This is a genomic window from Mangrovihabitans endophyticus (genome assembly GCF_014646155.1).
GTDB lineage: Bacteria > Actinomycetota > Actinomycetes > Mycobacteriales > Micromonosporaceae > Actinoplanes > Actinoplanes endophyticus.
The window spans coordinates 7,544-24,497 of record NZ_BMMX01000010.1; the positions used below are offsets into that span (position 1 = coordinate 7,544).

At 72.0% G+C, this 16,954-nt stretch carries 11 protein-coding genes; 6 read left to right on the top strand and 5 right to left on the bottom strand.

The genetic code is table 11. The features are described 5' to 3' along the window. The first annotated feature begins 251 nt into the window (after window positions 1-251). Complete coding sequence (locus IEY73_RS13565; RefSeq protein ID WP_189079555.1) at window positions 252-2,528, top strand: enoyl-CoA hydratase-related protein; 2,277 nt, start codon at window positions 252-254, stop codon at window positions 2,526-2,528. Window positions 2,529-3,084: 556 nt separating this feature from the next. Continuing rightward, window positions 3,085-5,880 carry a phosphoenolpyruvate carboxylase gene (gene ppc / locus IEY73_RS13570; RefSeq protein ID WP_189079556.1) on the top strand — a complete coding sequence of 932 codons (2,796 nt, stop codon included), beginning with the start codon at window positions 3,085-3,087 and terminating at the stop codon, window positions 5,878-5,880. 73 nt (window positions 5,881-5,953) lie between these two features. Here the strand turns inward: ppc and IEY73_RS13575 are convergent, their stop codons facing one another. The 5 genes from IEY73_RS13575 to IEY73_RS13595 form a co-directional block, all read right to left on the bottom strand. Continuing rightward, on the bottom strand, window positions 5,954-6,661 hold the full coding sequence (locus IEY73_RS13575; protein WP_189079557.1) for an ABC transporter permease subunit: 708 nt from the start codon (window positions 6,659-6,661) through the stop codon (window positions 5,954-5,956). Then, entirely contained in the window at window positions 6,661-7,581 is a 921-nt protein-coding gene (locus tag IEY73_RS13580; protein WP_189079558.1) for an ABC transporter ATP-binding protein, read from the bottom strand. The genes IEY73_RS13575 and IEY73_RS13580 overlap by 1 nt, the downstream gene beginning before the upstream one ends. After that, on the bottom strand, window positions 7,578-8,441 hold the full coding sequence (locus IEY73_RS13585) for an ABC transporter permease (protein WP_189079559.1): 864 nt from the start codon (window positions 8,439-8,441) through the stop codon (window positions 7,578-7,580). The genes IEY73_RS13580 and IEY73_RS13585 overlap by 4 nt, the downstream gene beginning before the upstream one ends. Next, a complete protein-coding gene (locus IEY73_RS13590; RefSeq protein WP_189079560.1) occupies window positions 8,434-9,348 on the bottom strand; it encodes an ABC transporter ATP-binding protein in 915 nt (304 codons plus the stop codon). Before IEY73_RS13590 ends, IEY73_RS13585 begins: the two co-directional genes overlap by 8 nt. A gap of 111 nt (window positions 9,349-9,459) precedes the next feature. Further along, window positions 9,460-10,779: a glycoside hydrolase family 26 protein gene (locus IEY73_RS13595; RefSeq protein WP_189079561.1), complete on the bottom strand. Its 1,320-nt coding sequence runs from the start codon at window positions 10,777-10,779 to the stop codon at window positions 9,460-9,462. A 165-nt stretch (window positions 10,780-10,944) separates the two neighbouring features. Between IEY73_RS13595 and cysC the strand changes: the two genes are divergently transcribed. The 4 genes from cysC to IEY73_RS13615 all read left to right on the top strand — a co-directional run bounded on the left by cysC (window position 10,945) and on the right by IEY73_RS13615 (window position 16,950). Next, window positions 10,945-12,465, top strand: coding sequence for an adenylyl-sulfate kinase (gene cysC / locus IEY73_RS13600; protein ID WP_189079562.1), 1,521 nt, complete (start codon window positions 10,945-10,947; stop codon window positions 12,463-12,465). A 140-nt stretch (window positions 12,466-12,605) separates the two neighbouring features. Beyond that, complete coding sequence (locus IEY73_RS13605) at window positions 12,606-14,330, top strand: tyrosine-protein kinase domain-containing protein (protein ID WP_229715811.1); 1,725 nt, start codon at window positions 12,606-12,608, stop codon at window positions 14,328-14,330. Next, window positions 14,327-15,718 carry an O-antigen ligase family protein gene (locus IEY73_RS13610; protein ID WP_229715812.1) on the top strand — a complete coding sequence of 464 codons (1,392 nt, stop codon included), beginning with the start codon at window positions 14,327-14,329 and terminating at the stop codon, window positions 15,716-15,718. Before IEY73_RS13605 ends, IEY73_RS13610 begins: the two co-directional genes overlap by 4 nt. Further along, window positions 15,715-16,950 (top strand): hypothetical protein, encoded by a 1,236-nt coding sequence (locus IEY73_RS13615; RefSeq protein WP_189079564.1) that lies wholly within the window; start codon window positions 15,715-15,717, stop codon window positions 16,948-16,950. Before IEY73_RS13610 ends, IEY73_RS13615 begins: the two co-directional genes overlap by 4 nt. The last annotated feature ends 4 nt before the right edge of the window (window positions 16,951-16,954 follow it).

Consider the following 16,954-nt stretch of genomic DNA (forward strand, 5'->3'; position numbering starts at 1 on the left):
CCAGCATCCGATTGTGCTATCGCACCGCGAGCCTCCGATTGTGCTATCGCACCGGCAGCATCCGATTGTGCTATCGCACCGCGAGCCTCCGATTGTGCTATCGCACCGGCAGCATCCGATTGTGCTATCGCACAGGATGTCCGATTTGGTAGGGGCGGTCTGGGCGACAATCCTGCGGCGCTGCGGGGCGGGCCGGCACGGCGAACGCCCCGATGCCGCGACATCGACCGAACCCGGGAGGCAGGTTAAAGGTGCGGATTCTGTTGCTCGTGTCCGCGTTCGACGGACTGAGCCAGCGTGCCTGGTGCGCGCTGCGTGACGCGGGCCACGATGTCGGCGTACACCTCGCCGACGGCGCACCGGACCTGCTCGACGGCGTCCGCGCGGCCGCTCCCGACCTGGTCTTCTGCCTCTTCCCGTCGGACGCCACCCTGCACGCGATGCGGCGCGACCGTCGGCAGTGGCGCCACTGGCGCACGGTCGTGCTGCGTCCCGCCCCGGTCGGTGATCACGGACCGGCGCCGGTGGATCGGGCGATCGTCGACGGGCTGCCGTCCTGGGGCGTCACCGCGTTGCAACTCACCGACGACCCAGACACCGCCCGCATCTGGACCACCCGCACCTTCGCCATGCCCGCTGCGGCGCCCCGCAAGACCGCGCTGATGCACGGCCCGGTCGCCGACGCCGCCATGGCCTGCCTGAAGGACGTGATCGGCAAGGCGGCCGACCCCTCGTTCTCCGGCGTGCACACCGATCAGATGCCGACCGCGGCGCCGGGACAAACGGCCCGGCCGGCGGTGACACCACACGACCGCGCCCTCGACTGGGCGATGCCGACCGAGCAGATCCTCAGGCGCGTACGGGCGGCGGATGGCAACCCGGGCGTCCGCGCCGAACTCGCCGGGCTGAACGTGCTCGCGTACGACGCCCATCCCGGTCCGGCTCGCGGCGGCCGTCCCGGAAGTCTGCTGATGCGCCGGCAGGGCGCCGTGCTGGTGGCCACCGGCGACGGCAGCGCCTGGCTCGGACACCTGCGCGCCGACGCGCCCCAGGCGTGCAAGCTGCCGGCCACCACGCTGCTGGGCAAGCGGCTGCACGACGTGCCGCATTCGCCCGTGCCACCGGGATGTGAGCCGGAGACGCCGTCGGCGTACCGGCAGGTCCGCTACCGGCGCAGCGGCGGCGTGGGATGGCTGGTCTTCGACTTCTACAACGGCGCCATGTCCACCGGTCACTGCCGGCGATTGCTCGCCGGGTTGCGGCACGCGACCGCGCAGGACACCGATGTGCTGGTGCTGCGTGGCGGGACCGACGCGTTCAGCAACGGGCTGCACCTGCACGTGATCGAGGCGGCGGCGGAGCCGGCGAGCGCCGCGTGGCACAACATCCGTGCCTTCAACGCGATCTGCAAGGAGATCATCGGCTGCACCCGCCAGCTCATCATCGCGGCGTACGCGGGCAGCGCCGCGGCCGGCGGAGCGATGCTCGGCCTCGGCGCGGACGTGACCGCGGCGCGGGCCGGGATCGTGCTCAACCCGCACTACGGTTTCGGCCTGTACGGCTCGGACCTGCACACCTGGACGCTCCCCCGGCGCGTCGGCGCGGACACGGCGCAACGGCTCATCGACGAGAAGCTGCCGGTCAGCGTGGAACGGGCGGCATCGGCGGGCTTCATCGACGAGGTGGGGCCGCGGCATCCGGGAGAATTCACCGAGTGGCTCACCACACTGGCGGGCGCGCACGCGGACCCGAGAGCATCACGCGCCCGCCGGTCGGCCAAGGCGCGCAGGCTGGCCGCGGAACGAATCCCCGTGGACGCGTACGAGGCACGCGAACTGGCCGAGATGAGCCGGGACACGTTCGGCGACCGATCGGGGTTCGCGGCGGCCCGGCACGCCTTCGTGCACCGCACCGGACCCGCGCCCCTACCGGCCAGATTGCGCATGCCGGCCCGAGGACCAGATCCGACTCAGGCGGGGTCGGTGCCGCCCGGCCCAATCCCGACGCCGCCCGGCCCGATCCCGGTGTCGGCCGGCCCAATCCCGGTGTCGGCCGGCCCAATCCCGGTGTCGGCCGGCCCAATCCCGACGCCACCCGGCCCGATCCAGACGCCGGCGGGGCCGATCCCGACGCTGGCCGGGCCGGTGTCGGCCGGGCCTGTGCCGGCCGCCGTCGGCCAGGCGGGCTACCCGGTGTCGTCGGCGGTTCCGGCGGCCCCGGTCGTCGCCGGTCCGGGAACCGTGGTGCCGCCGCATCCGTCACCGTCAGTCCCCCATCGCCCGGTCAACACCGGGCCTGTGCCCAGCCCCCACTCGTCGGGCAACGGGTCGGCAAGTCCCCGGCGGACAACTCACGAGCCGAGCGGACATCGGCCATGGCCGCCCGAACCCGAAGGCCACCAGCCCGGACCGTCCCACCAGGAACCTCACCGGTCGGGCGGCCCCAACCAGGGACCGGGGCGCCCCGACCGCCCCGAGCAGGGAGGCCCTGGGCCGGGTTTGCGTCCGGCAGTGCCCACCTCCGCCTGACAGAGGCCCCTCTCCTAAGGTCAGTCCGCCCAGACCGCATCAGACCCACCCGCCGCATCAGACCCATCCAGGCCGCACCAGACCCACCCAGGCCGCATCAGACCCATCCAGGCCGCGTCGGATCCACCCAGGCCGCGTCGGATCCGCCCAGGCCGCGTCGATCTTGAACATAGCGGTCCGACAAGTCCGCCACGCCGCACCAAATCCGGCACCCAAACCGCAAGATCGACGCCATCGACGGATCGATCTTGAACTTCACGGTCCGATAAGTCGGGTAAGGCGGGTCGAACCGGGCCCACAAAGCTCAAGATCGACGGGGGCGACGGGACCGGGCGGGGCGGGACCGGGCGAGGCGGGACCGGGCGAGGCGGGACCAGGCGGGGCGGGGCGGGTGTCGGTGACATGTCCCGGACGTCCGGGAACCGTCCTGCGCCCGGCTATGAGACTTGCCTCAAAGCGCCCTCCCCGGGGTGGCTGACGTTACGATCGCGGGAGTCGGGACAGCGCCGTCCTGGCGTACGCACCGTTTCCGTACGCCTGGTGAAGGAGCGCTCCGGTGACCGACCTGCACGGCCAACTCGACCCAGACGGGCATGACGCGGCACTACGCGCCGACATCCGCCGCATCGGCAAGCTGCTCGGCCAGACCCTGGCCCGGCAGGAGGGCGAGCCCCTCCTCGACCTGGTGGAGGAGATCCGCGCGCTGGTGCGTCAGGATGCGCAAGCCGCCGCGGACCGGCTCACCGCGATGGACGTCACCACGGGCACCAAGCTGGCCCGCGCCTTCTCCACCTACTTTCACCTCGCCAACATCACCGAGCAGGTGCACCGCGCCCGAGACCTGCGGCGACGCCGTGCCCGCGACGGCGGCTGGCTGGACCAGGCCGCGAAGCGCATCGCCGAGCGTGGGGTGCCGGCCGACGAGGTCGCCGCCGCCGCCCGCCAGTTGGCGGTGCGGCCGGTGTTCACCGCCCACCCGACCGAGGCGGCACGCCGCTCGATTCTGTCCAAGCTGCGTCAGCTCGCCGACGCGCTGGATGCCGAGGCCGCCGCCGCGGTGCTGTACGGCGCGACCGACACCACCGCCTCCACCCGGCGGTTCGCCGAGATCATCGACCTGCTGTGGCAGACCGACGAGCTGCGCCTGGACCGCCCGGACCCCACCGATGAGGCCCGCAACGCGGTGTACTACCTGAAGGACCTGTACGCCGACGCGGCCCCGCAGGTGCTCGACGACCTGGCGGAGACGCTGCGCCAACTGGGCGTGGAGACGGCGCCCACGGCCCGTCCGCTGACCTTCGGCTCCTGGATCGGCGGCGACCGGGACGGCAACCCGTACGTTACGCCGGCGGTCACCCGGGATGTGCTGATGATCCAGCACGAGCACGGCATCCAGGCGACCGAGGCCGCGATGGACCAGCTCATCGAGGAGCTGTCGGTGTCGCGCCGGCTGCGCGGCGTCTCCCTGGATCTGTCCGCCAGCCTGGCCCGCGACTTGGAGTGCCTGACCGACGTGGCGCCGCGGTTCCGGCGCACCAACGCCGAGGAGCCGTACCGCCTGAAGGTCCGCTGCATCAAGGCGAAGCTGCAGAACACGCGCGTCCGCCTGCGCCAGGGCACGCCGCACAAGCCGGGCCAGGACTACCTCGGCAGCGACGAGCTGATCGGCGACCTGGATCTGCTGCGTGCGTCGCTGGCCCGCAACTCCGGCCAGCTCACCGCGGTGGGTTCGGTCGCGTCCGCGATCCGCGCCGTCTCGGCCTTCGGGATGCAGCTCGCCACCCTCGACGTACGGGAACACGCGGAGAAGCACCACGAGGTGCTGGAGCAGATGTACGCGCAGGTCGGCGAGGTCGAGGATTACGGCGCGCTGGACCGCACACAGCGCACCAAGCTGCTGGCCGACGAGCTGACCGGCCGGCGTCCGCTGTCAAACCTGGACACGCCGCTATCCGAGTCGGCGCGCAAGACCTTCACCGTCTTCCACACCATCCGCGAGGCGCAGGACCGGTTCGGCCAGGACGTGGTCGAGTCCTACATCATCTCGATGACCCTGGGCGTGGACGACGTGCTGGCCGCGGCGGTGCTGGCCCGCGAGGCCGGCCTGATCGACATCCACACCGGGCGGGCGCGGATCGGCATCGTCCCGCTGCTGGAGACGCCGGCCGAGCTGAACGCGGGCGGCGAACTGCTGGACGAGATGCTGTCCATGCCGGCCTACCGGGCGATCGTCAAGGCGCGCGGTGACCTGCAGGAGGTGATGCTGGGCTACTCCGATTCCAACAAGGAGGCCGGCATCACCACCAGCCAGTGGTCCATCCACCGGGCTCAGCGCGCGCTGCGTGACGTGGCCGCCCGGCACGGCGTGCGGCTGCGCCTCTTCCACGGCCGGGGCGGCACGGTCGGCCGCGGCGGCGGTCCGACGCACGAGGCGATCCTGGCTCAGCCGTACGGCACCCTGGACGGCGCCATCAAGGTGACCGAGCAGGGCGAGGTGATCAGCGACAAGTACACGGTTCCGGCGCTGGCGCGGGAGAACCTGGAACTGACCGTGGCGGCGGTGCTGCAGGCCACGCTGTTGCACAAGTCGCCGTCGGTGGACCTGGAGTCGCTGTCACGCTGGGACTCCACGATGGACACCGCGTCCGCGGCGGCCTTCTCGGCGTACCGGGAACTGGTCGATGATCCGGACCTGCCGGCGTATTTCTGGGCCGCCACCCCGACCGAGCTGCTCGGCCAGTTGAACATCGGGTCACGCCCGGCGAAGCGGCCGAACACCGACGCCGGCCTCGGTGGCCTGCGTGCGATCCCCTGGGTGTTCGGGTGGACACAGACCCGGCAGATCGTGCCCGGGTGGTACGGCGTAGGCACCGGCCTGGCCGCCGCCCGCGAGGCCGGGCTGGGCGAGGTGCTCAGCGAGATGCACGGCGAGTGGCAGTTCTTCAAGACGTTCCTGTCCAACGTCGAGATGATGCTGGCCAAGACCGACTTGAGCATCGCCCGCCGTTACGTGGAGACGCTGGTGCCGGAGAATCTGCGGCCCATCTTCACCAAGATCGAGGAAGAGTACGCACGCACGGTGCGCGAGGTCCTGGCCATCACCGGCGGCGACAGCCTGCTGGACGGCCAGGCCGAGCTGAACCGCACGCTGGGCGTCCGGGACACCTACCTGGAGCCGCTGCACCACCTGCAGGTGGCGCTGCTGCGCCAGTACCGCGATCTGGCCGAGGCGGACCGCCAACTGGCCACCTCACCGGGGCTGCGGCGGGCGCCGTCGGACTCCACCGCGCTGGAGCGCGCGCTGCTCACCACGGTGAACGGCATCGCCGCGGGCATGCGTAACACCGGCTGAGCGCGGCGGCCCGGGTCGAACGCAACGGACCGCGGCACCCCCGTGGCGCCGCGGTCCGCGTGTCCGCCGGCGATCAGCTCGTCTCGCCGGCCATCCGGAACGATCGCAGCCGGTCCACCGCGAACACGGTGGAGCCGATCACAAACACCGCTGCCATCACCACCGCGACGGGCAGCGAGACCCGCGTCGCCAGCACATGCGGGGCGATGCGGTCCGCGATGGTGATGACGTACTGCTCGATGGAGAGCACCTTGGTGCCGGACACCCACCGGCCCAGCAGGCCCTCCCAGACCAGGATGTAGACCAGGCCGACCAGCACCGGCCGCCGGGTGAGCAGGCTCAACAGCAGGAACAGGGCCGAGTACGCGCATGCCCCGACCGCCGCGCCGACCGCCAGCCCGAGACCCAGCCGGGCGGAGGAGGCCAGCATGCCGCCGATGAACAGCGGCACCGCGGACGTGACAGCGGTGACCACGACCGCCACCGCCAGCTTGGGCAGGATGATGTCGCGCCGCGGCAACGGCTTCGTCAGGATGTGCACGATGGTCCCGTCGTCCACTTCGGAGCCGAGCACGCCGGTGCCGACGATCAGGGCGGTCACCGGGAGCATCACGGCCAGGCCGAGGCCGACCAGCACCGGGGTGGCCCAGTCGGAGGGGTTCACGTCGTACCCGCGGCACAGCAGTGCCAGGCCGATCAGCAGCACCGGCAGCGGCAGCAGGAGCAGCGCCCGCCGCCGGCCGAACAGGCCGCGTGCGGTGATATAGGCGACCGTGGACATCATGCCTCCAGCAGGTAGGAGAAGACGCTCTCCAGGGACTCGTCGGACGGCAGCAGCTTGCGCAGTCGGATGCCCTGGCCGAGGGCGATCCGCGGGAGCGCGCGGGTGAAGCTGCCGTAGTCGCTGGCGCGGACGGTGAGACCACCGGTGTCGATCTCCACGCCGCTCACCGACTTCTCGCCGATGAGGGCGACGGCCAGGCGCCGGTCGTCGGAGCTCTGCACGGCGAACACGTGCGGCCGGTTGGTCATCAGGCGGCGGATCTGACGGTAGTCGCCGGACGCGGCGAGCCGGCCCGCCACGACCACCTGCACCGTGCCGGAGACCTGCTCGACCTCTTCCAGGATGTGCGACGAGAAGACGATCGTCCGGCCGTCCGCGCCGAGCCGGTGGAACAGCTCCAGCATGTGCATGCGCTGCCGCGGGTCCATGCCGTTGAACGGCTCGTCGAGCAGCAACACCTCGGGGTCGTGCACCAGGGCGGCGGCCACCCGGGTGCGCTGGCGCATGCCCTTGGAGTACGTCTCGATGCGACGGTCTTGCGCGTCGGTCATCTCGACCATCTCCAGGGCCCGCACGGCGGCGGCGCGCGGATCACTCAGCCGGTGCATCTTCGCGCTGGCCAGCACGAACTCCCAGGCGGTCAGGAAGCCGTGCACCGCCTCCCGCTCGGCGACCAGGCCCAGTCGCCGGTACACCCCGGGGTTGCGCCAGGTCGGCTCGCCGCCCAGGGTGACCGTGCCGCGGGACGGGTTCAGGAACCCCGACATCATGTGCAGCAGGGTGGTCTTGCCGGCGCCGTTCGGGCCGAGCAGCCCGGTCACCCCGGCCGGCAGGCGCAGGCTCACGTCGTTGACCGCGACCACGTTGCCGTACCAGCGGGAGACGTTGTTCAGTTCCAACACGGTCCCGGCACTCATAGCGAGGCCACCTTCCGGTAGCGGGCGAGCAACAGCAGCAGGCAGCAGACGATCAGCGCGACCGCCTCGATGCCGTACACCGGACCGAACCGGCCGACGCTCCAGCCGGGATTGGTGTCCGGCAGCAGCCACAGACCGACGCCGCTGATCAACATCATCGGGCTAGCCAGCCCGGCCAGGTGCTGGGCGTTCTGCGAGGGCAGGGTCTGCAGCACGCCGAAGACCGGCGTGGTCATCAGGAACACCGCCACGACGGCGCCGGCGGCGAACGCCCGCTTGCCGGTGAGCGAGGCGATCAGCAGCGAGATCGCGGCGAACAGCACCGCCCACAGCGCGCTGTAGGCCCAGGCCGGCAGCAGATCGCCGACCTCGTGCCACACGCCGCGCATCCCGTCGTCGGTGGTGAACGCGGCGATCAGGAACATGACCAGTTGCGGCACGCCGAGCAGCAGCCAGACGGCGGCCACCAGCGCGGCGAACTTGGCGCCGATGTAGTCCGCCGCGCGCAGCGGCCGGCTGAAATAGAGCGGCAGCACGCCGGACCGCATGTCCCGGGACACCAGTTCCGGGGCGACGATCGCCACGAACAGGATGATCAGCCAGCTCATCGTGTCGGCGAACTGGACGTAGTCGAGGATCACGATGTCGGCCTGCGCGCGTACCGCTCCGACGATCACCGCGACGCCGGTGACGATGCCGAACACCAGCCACGGGAAGATCTTGGCCTTCGCCGAACGCCCGAGGCCGAACGCGACGCGCAGGCCGTGCACGACGAGCGCGCCGATGACCGCACCACGGCCCAGCCGGGGACCCTCGTACCGCTGGTATCCGATGTCATGGATCACGCTTGTCTCAGACATCGGCGGTCTCCTTCGGCGTGAAGAGTTCGGCGACGCGGTGCCGCCGCTGGTCCAGGCGGTGCAGGGGCAGGTCGAGCTCGGCCACGGCGCGCAGGATCTGGTCGTACGCCTCCTCGGACTCCAGCGGCACGAGCAGCATCCGGCCCTCGTGGCGCACCGGCAGCCCCAGCGCTTCCAGGGCCGCGGCGAGCTCCGGGGCGCCCTCGCTGACCTCCACGGCGAGCACGTCGGACGCCTCGGTCATCGCCGACATGGACCCGGAGCGCAGCAGGCGCCCGCCCTCGATCGCGACAAGCGAGTCGCAGATCCGTTCCACCTCGCCGAGCAGGTGCGAACACACCACCACGGAGATGCCGAACTCGGCGCCGATCCGGTGCACCAGCGCGAGCATGGCGTCCCGGCCGGCCGGGTCGAGGCCGTTGGTCGGCTCGTCCAGCAACAACAGATCCGGGTCGTGCACCAGCGCCTGCGCCAGCTTGGCCCGCTGCTTCATGCCGGTGGAGTAACCGCCGATCTGGCGGTACCGCTCCTCGTAGAGCCCGACGTGGCGCAGCGCCTCGGACGCGCGTTCCCGGGCGGCCGTGCGGGGCAGCCCGCTGATCCGCCCCATGTGGGTGACGAACTCCGCCGCCGACACATCCGGTGGCAGGCTTTCGTTCTCTGGCATGTATCCGACGCGGCTGCGCACCTTGTCCGGCTCCACCGTGGGATCGAGGCCGAGGACGCGGACGCTGCCGTCGGTCGGCTCGATCAACCCCAGCATAATCTTGAGGAAGGTCGACTTTCCGGCGCCGTTCGCCCCGACCAGCCCGATCACCCCCGGCTCGACGGTGACGCTCAGGTCGGCCAGGGCAGTCACCCGCCCCCCGTACGTCTTTGTCAGCGCTTGCGTAACGATGAGAGTCACGAGGCACAGCGTAGGAAAGGCAAGCACGAACCGGGATCAGGTGAGACCCCGAGCCGACCCCGAGCCTTCTCAGGCTGCTCTCAGGAACGGACCGGCCCGCGCGCGGTGCTCTCAGTTGTCGATGCGCACCCCAAAGATCGGCAGGTCGCCCAGCTTCCGGTACGCGGCCAGGGCGTTCCGGGTCGCATCCACGGTGGAGTCGCGACCCCGCTGATCGTGGGGCGTGTCGAAGTAGACCATCGCCCGGATGTTCGGGAAGTCGGCGATCTGCCGGGCCACCATGCGATAGAAGTCGGCCTTGTGGCCGGGGTTGCGCGCAGATCCCCACACGCCCCACTCCGACACCATCAGCGGCTTGCCGGGGTGCCGCCGCACCGCCCAGCTATAAAAGCCGGGCCAGCCCGGTTTGCTGCTCATCCGCCGGTCGAGCATCTCGGCGAAGTCGCCGTGGCCGTATCCGGGATCGCTGTACGCGTACGTGTCGAAGCCGATCCAGTCGACCACGTCGTCCCCCGGATAGAGGTCGCCGAACCAGGGTTTCGTGGTGTGCGGCACGTACGCCATGTGCACGAGCACGGTGACCACGTTGTCCGCGCCGTGCGCGCGCAGCCGCCGCACCACGTGCCGGAACATCGCCGCGTAGTCGTCCGCGGTGTATCCGCTGCCGGCCTTCGCCCGCACGTCGTTCTCGGGCTCGTGGTGCACGGTGAGGAAGAACCGTTCCGGAAACTCCCGCTTGATGTGCGCCGCGAGGCGGTCCAGGAAGGCGTCCACCTTCGGGTCCCCCGCGGCGATCTCCGCCCAGGACGCGTCCCGGGGTTTCCAGTTCAGGAAGAGCAGCCGCGGCGCGCCCGGCTCCCGGGCGATGGCGATCTCCGCCTTGGTCGGGAAGAGCTGGCCGGTGCCCCGGTGGTACGCGTGATAGATGTCCTGCCGCCGACCGGTGAGTTTCTCGAAGTCGGCAAGCGCCGGCGCGCCCCGGCGGTCGGTGAAGGCGCCCGGCGCGACGCCCCATAGCGCCCCGCACGTGGGCACCAGTTTGACGCCGGTGCGGCAGGTCTGCCCACGGGCCGCCGGCCGTGGGCCGCCCAGCGCCGCAGTGGCAGGGGCCGGACCGGCCGACGCCGAGTCGGCCGGCGCCGAGTCGGGCGCGGCGGCCGAGGACGACGGGGACGGTGAGCCGGCGGCGCTCGGCGCGGTCGAGGCGCCCGGCAGACGCACCGTCGGATCGTCGCCCGGACCCGGCTCGGCCAGCGCCTCCGCCTGGGCCGCGCCCGGGTCACGCACCGACGACTGCGCCCCCGGCGGCAGGCCGAGCTGCTGGATCCCGCCGGTCCAGGCCCAGGACAACGTGGCGCTGACGGACAGGGCGAAGGCCGTCGCCGCGGCGGCGAGGTGCAGGAGCCGGAACTGGCGTGGGCGACGTCTCACGATCGAGGAGTATCGGGCTTTTATACGTATTTGTCCATTAAGAACACACCATCCCCGCCATCTTCCGCACCGGCCCACCCCCGCGGCTCGGACCGGACCCGACTCGACCGGGCCACGCCTGGCTGCGAAACTGTTCCCGTCGTCGGCCGCCAGGGGGATAGAGAAGTGAATGGTTCGGTGTTGCCCGAGGACGTGCTGCGTGACGCCCCGTCGTACACGCCACGCCCGCGCGAGCTGGCGGACCTCGAGCTTCTGCTCTCCGGCGCCTATGCGCCGCTGACCGGGTTCCTGGGACGTGCCGATTTGCAGGCGCTGCGTCGCGGCGGCCGGCTGGCCGACGGCACGCCGTGGCCGGTCGCGGTGACCCTGGAGATTCCCGCGGACATGGCCGACGGACTCCAGCTCGACGATCCGCAACGCCGGACCGTGGTGCTGACCGATCCGGAGGGCGCACCGGTGGCGGCCATCGAGGTGACCGACTCGTGGCCCACCCGCGACGGCCTGCACGCCGTGGGCGGCGAGGTGAAACGCCTCGGCGACGGCGGACACGGCCCGTTCCAGCGCTTGCGCCGGCCACCGGCCGAGGTCCGCGCGCTGCTGCCACCCGGCCGGGTGCTCGGCGTGATCGCCGATCGGCCGCTGCACCGCCCACAACTCGCCGAGATCGCGCACGCCGCGCGCACGCTCGCCGCGCACCTGCTGATCCTGGTGCCGATCAGCGGCCCCGGCCCGGACGGCCTGCCGCCCGAGGCGCTGGTCCGGGCCGTGTTCGCCGCCCGTGATCGGATGCCCCCGGCCACCATCGTCGTGGTGCCGCTGATGCCGCGCGGTGACGAGGTGCGCGACGCCCTGCTGCGCGCCCGGGTGGCCGGCGCGTTCGGGGTGACCCACGTGCTGTCCACCGGCGACATGCTCACCGGCGCCGGGCTGCGCGTGCTCGTCCCGCGCGAGCTGGCCTACGACAACCGGGACGGGCAGTGGCGCTGGCGGGAGGACATCCCGCCGCGCAACCGGCGCCTCGCGATGACCCCGGCGGAGATCGAGGACCTGCTCGACCGCGGGTTCCCGCTGCCCGAGTGGCACACCCCGCCCGCCGTGGCCAAGGAACTCGCCCGGATGCGACCACCGCGTCGCTACCGCGGTCTGGTGGTGTTCTTCACCGGCCTCTCCGGATCGGGCAAGTCGACAATCGCCCGCGGCCTGGCGGATTCGCTACGCGAGACCGGCGAACGGACCCTCACCTTCCTGGACGGCGACGTGGTGCGCCGGGAACTCTCCGCGGGACTCGGCTTCAGCAAGGCCGACCGGGACCGCAACGTGCGCCGGATCGGTTGGGTCGCCGCCGAGGTGGCCCGCCACCACGGCATGGCCGTCGCCTGCCCGATCGCGCCGTACGAGAGCGCCCGTGCGGCGGTGCGCCAGATGGCCGTGGAGGCGGGCGCCGGCTTCGTGCTGGTGCACGTGGCGACGCCGCTGGAGGTGTGCGAAAAGCGCGACCGCAAGGGCCTCTACGCCCGCGCCCGCGCCGGGCAGCTACGCGGCATGACAGGCGTGGACGACCCGTACGAAGCGCCCGAGGACGCCGAACTGACGGTGGACACCACGGACATGTCGGTGGCCGACGCGGTGGAGGTCGTGATCGCCTATCTGATCGAGAACGGCTGGGTGGAACCCGCGCTGACCTGAGGCGGGGTGACCCGCGGGAAATCGAGAGTTACGTACCGGCGTACCGGCCGTTTACCCCTCGGGGGCGAAACGCCCGATAGCCGTCAACTCTCAACTTCACCCGCGAAAGGGCCGCCGATCCGATGGAAGCAGCTCGCCCGGTGTCCGCCGACCTGTCGCACTACCTCGGCATGCTGCGCCGGCACTGGTGGGTGGTAATCGCCGTCACCGCGGCGGGATTGGCCGCGGCGGCGGGTTTCACCAGCACCGTCCCGAAGGTGTACGAGTCCTCGACCGCGGTCCTGGTGCAGCCGGTCGACCAGGACGCCAACGCCACCGGCGGCCGGACCAAGGCCACCATCAACCTGGACACCGAAGCCCAACTGGTGGGCTCCGGAGCGGTCGCGACGCGGGCACAGCAGTTGCTGCGCTCCCCGCGCTCGCCGATCGACCTGGCCCGCGACGTGTCGGTGGAGGTGCCGCCGAACACCACCGTGCTGATGGTGCGATTCTCCGCGGACACCCCGGAGGGCGCCCAGGCGGGATCGCACGCCTTCGCCGAGGCGTACCTGCGCAATCGTGAGGACACCGCCCGGTCCGGCCTGGACGAGCAGATCAAGTCGTTGACCCTGAAGGTCCGGCAGTTGACGTCGAACCTGGCGGGCATCAACGCCCGGCTGGCCCGGTCCGCGCCGAACAGCTCCACCCGCAGCAACCTGGAGAGTCTGCGCAGCAACTCGCAGAACCAGCTCAACTCGCTGACCGGACGGCTGAACGAGCTGACCACCACCACCGTGGCCGCCGGCAGCATCATCAGCGATGCCCGGGTGCCGGACGCGCCGACCAGCCCGAACCTGACCCTGAACCTGGCCACCGGCGGCGTGGCCGGTCTGCTGCTGGGTCTCACCCTGGCCTTCGCCCGGGAGCGTCTGGACCGTCGCCTGCGCACCGCCACGGACGTCCGCGACCGCGCCCGCATCCCGGTGCTCGCCAGCCTGGACGAGCGGACCACCCCGCACTTCGACGACGTTCTCCAGCCGTACGGTCCCGGCGGCCGGGTCTTCAACCGGTTGCGCAACGAGGTGCTGGCCAGCATGAGCACCGGTGATCAGATCATCGTGGTCACCGGGGCCAGCCGCGGTTCGGCGTCCACGCTGGTGGCCACCAACCTGGCCGCGGCGTTGGCGCGCGCCGGCAACGACGTGGTGCTGATCGGCGCACACCTGCCGGACAGCGTGGTGGATGCCGCACCGCTGGCCCGGATGCTCGGCGTGGCCCCCACGCCCGGCCTGTCCGACCTGCTGGCCGGGCGCGTCGGCCTGGCCAACGCGATGCAGCGCACGCCGCGGATCCCGTCACTGCGGGTGATCACCACCGGCGGCGCCGCCACGGCGGCCGGACTGATGCAGTCGCAGCGGCTGCGGGACACCCTCCAGTCACTGCGCAAGCAGGCCGCGTACGTGATCATCGAGGCACCGTCGACCAGCAGCAGCGCCGACGCGCAGAGCCTGGCCAGCCTTGCCGACGCCGCGATCATCGCGGTCGAGCTGCGCCGGTCCCGGCGTCCCGCCCTGGTGGACGCGGTGGAGCAGTTGCGCCGCGTGGGCACCCCGCTGCTCGGCTCGGTGGTCCTCCCGCGGCTGGCCGGCCTGCGCACGGACACGCCCCGGCCGGCTGCGGTCACCCTGCCGACTCCGGCGAAGCCGGACACCGCGGACACCGCCATCATCGACACGTCCCGCACCCAGCCGATGAGCGTGCCCAAGCCGGCCGCCACACGCAGCGGTTCCGGGCCGGCCACTCCGCGGCAGACCCGCACCGAGGGCGTCGACGACGCGACCGCGGTCATCGACATGAAGACCGAGGCCGCGAGCGACGAGAAGTGACCGCCGTCGTCCCGGGAGCCCCCGCCCGGGTCGGCGCGGCGTCGCATGCCCCGCTGCGCTCGACGGCGCTGCCGGCCTGGCCGCTGACCGCCCTGCTGGCGCTCTATCCGCTGTGGTGGGCGCTGGGCCTGGGTGTGCTGATCTTCCCGATCCTGGCCGTTCCGATGCTGGTCCTGCTGACCCGCCGCCGGACGGCCGGGCGACGGCTGCGACTGCCGCCCGGGTTCGCCTGGTGGGCGGTGTTCCTGGCGGCCGTGGTGATCAGTCTGACCGTGCTCGGCGTCGACCCGGCGGGCACGGTGCCCGAGCCGGGTACCGCGCGGCTGCTGCCCGCGCTGTTCAAGCTGACCATGTACGCGTCGTTGACGGTGCTCCTGCTGTACGCCGGAAACCTGACCGAGCGGGAACTGCCCCGCCGCAAGCTGGTGGCCCTGCTCGCCTGGCTGTTCGTGGTGACGGTGGCCGGCGGCCTGCTCGGCATGGTGGCCGGCCGGTTCGAGTTCACCTCCCCGGTGGAGTGGCTGCTGCCCTCGCACATCCGCAACCGCGGCTTCGTGCAGTCCCTCGTGCACCCGTACGCGGCACAGATCATGGATCTGATCGGCGGCGAGCAGTCCCGCCCGGCGGCGCCCTGGGGATACACCAACACCTGGGGGAACAACTTCTGCCTGCTGGTCGGCTGGCTGGTGGTGGCGGCGTGGGCGTCCGCACGGCGACGCAACCGGCTGCTGGCCGCGCTGTGCCTGGCCGTCGCGGTGGTGCCCGCCGTCGCTTCGCTGAACCGCGGCCTGTGGATCGGCCTCGGACTGCTGGCGGTCTACGCCGCGGTCCGGTACGCGATGCAGGGCAAGCTGTGGGTCATCGCGGCCCTGGCCGGCGCCGCGGTGGCACTGATGGTGGCGATGGTCGCCAGTCCGCTGGGCGACACGGTCGCCGCCCGCCTGGACAACGGCAAGTCCAACGGCGTGCGGTCGTACCTCGTCGACCGGGCCCTGGACGGCATCGCGCACTCCCCCGTCATCGGGTACGGCGGCACCCGCAACACGATCGGCAGCCGCCATTCGATCACCGTCGGGCCGCGTCCCGGCTGCGAACGCTGCGGCAGCTTCACCGTCGGCGGCAACGGCCAGCTCTGGCAACTCGCCTACGCGCACGGCGCCATGGGCACCGTCGGGTACCTCGGCTTCTTCGCGTACGGCCTGTGGCGGTTCCGCCGCGACCGCACCGCGATCGGCATCGTGGCCAGCGGCGCGATCGTCTCCTCGTTCGCCGCCATGCTCTGGTACAACGCGCTCGTCACGCCGCTGGCCTTCACTTTCCTCGCCTATGCGCTGCTCTGGCGCAACCAGCAGTCCGACGTCACGGATCCACTCCGGGAGAACGCATGAGCCCTGTGAAGACCGCTCCCGCCGCGCTCACCGCCAACGAATCCGCGCTCCGCGCGCAGTACCTCGCCGAGGTCCTCGACCTGCTCTATCCGCCGCCGTGCGTCACCGGCCGGGACGCCGCGGAGGGCCCGCCGATCGCCGAGTACCTCGTGGTGCCGGACGCCCGCCGCCCCCGCTTGCTGGTACCGGCCGGTTCGCGCAAGGTGGCCGCCGCGGCGGTGCGCCGCTACGCCGAGCCCCAGTCGCGGAGCGCCCGGCTCAAACGCGACGCGGTGGTCGCCGCCCTGCGCACCGGCGCCTCCGGGGTGCTGCTGCGGGACCGGATCCGGGTGACCGGGCCGGTGGGCACGAGCATCGACGGGTACCTGCGCGAGGCGCTCGGCCGGGACCTGTCGGTCAGCGTCCACATCGGACCGGCGCGGGCCAACCGCAAGCCGGTGCTGCAGTTGATCAGCCCGGACGGGGAGACCTTCGGCTTCGGCAAGATCGGCGTCGGCCCGCTCACCCAGCGTCTGGTGCGGGACGAGACGCACGCGCTGACCGCGCTCGGCCGCAGCGGCCTGACCAAGCTGGCCGTGCCGCAGGTGCTGCATGCCGGGCGGTGGCGCGGGTTGCAGGTGCTGATCCAGTCGGCGCTCCCGGTGTGGTTGCCGCGCGCCCCGCTCAGCCCGCGCCGGCTGTCCGCCGCGATGCTGGACATCGCCGGCTGCTGCGGATATTCCTCCGGGACGCTGGTCGGCAGCACGTACTGGGCGGAGCTGCGCGGACGGCTGGCCGCAGTGGGTGACCGTCCGGAGGGCGCCGCGCTGGCGGAGGCCGCGGAGTCGCTCGCCCGGCACGCCGGCACCACCGTGTTCCGGTTCGGCGCCTGGCACGGCGACTGGGCGCCGTGGAACATGGCCAACCTGGCGGATGCCCTGCTGGTGTGGGACTGGGAGCGGTTCGCGCAGGGCGTGCCGGTCGGCTTCGACGCGGTGCATCACGAGTTGCAGCGCCGCATCCAGGCATCCGGCGACGCGACAGCGGCGGTGGAGGCCACCGTGCGCCGGGCCGCCGAACTGCTGCAGCCGTTCGGGGTGGCCGGCGAGGCACGCGAGCTGACCGCGCTGCTGTACCTGGTCGACCTGGCCACCCGTTATCTGACCGATCGACAGGCCGAGGCGGGCGCCCGGCTGGGCGTGCTGGGCACCTGGCTGCTGCCGGTGCTCCTCCGCCGGGTGAAGGAGCTCTAGCCGC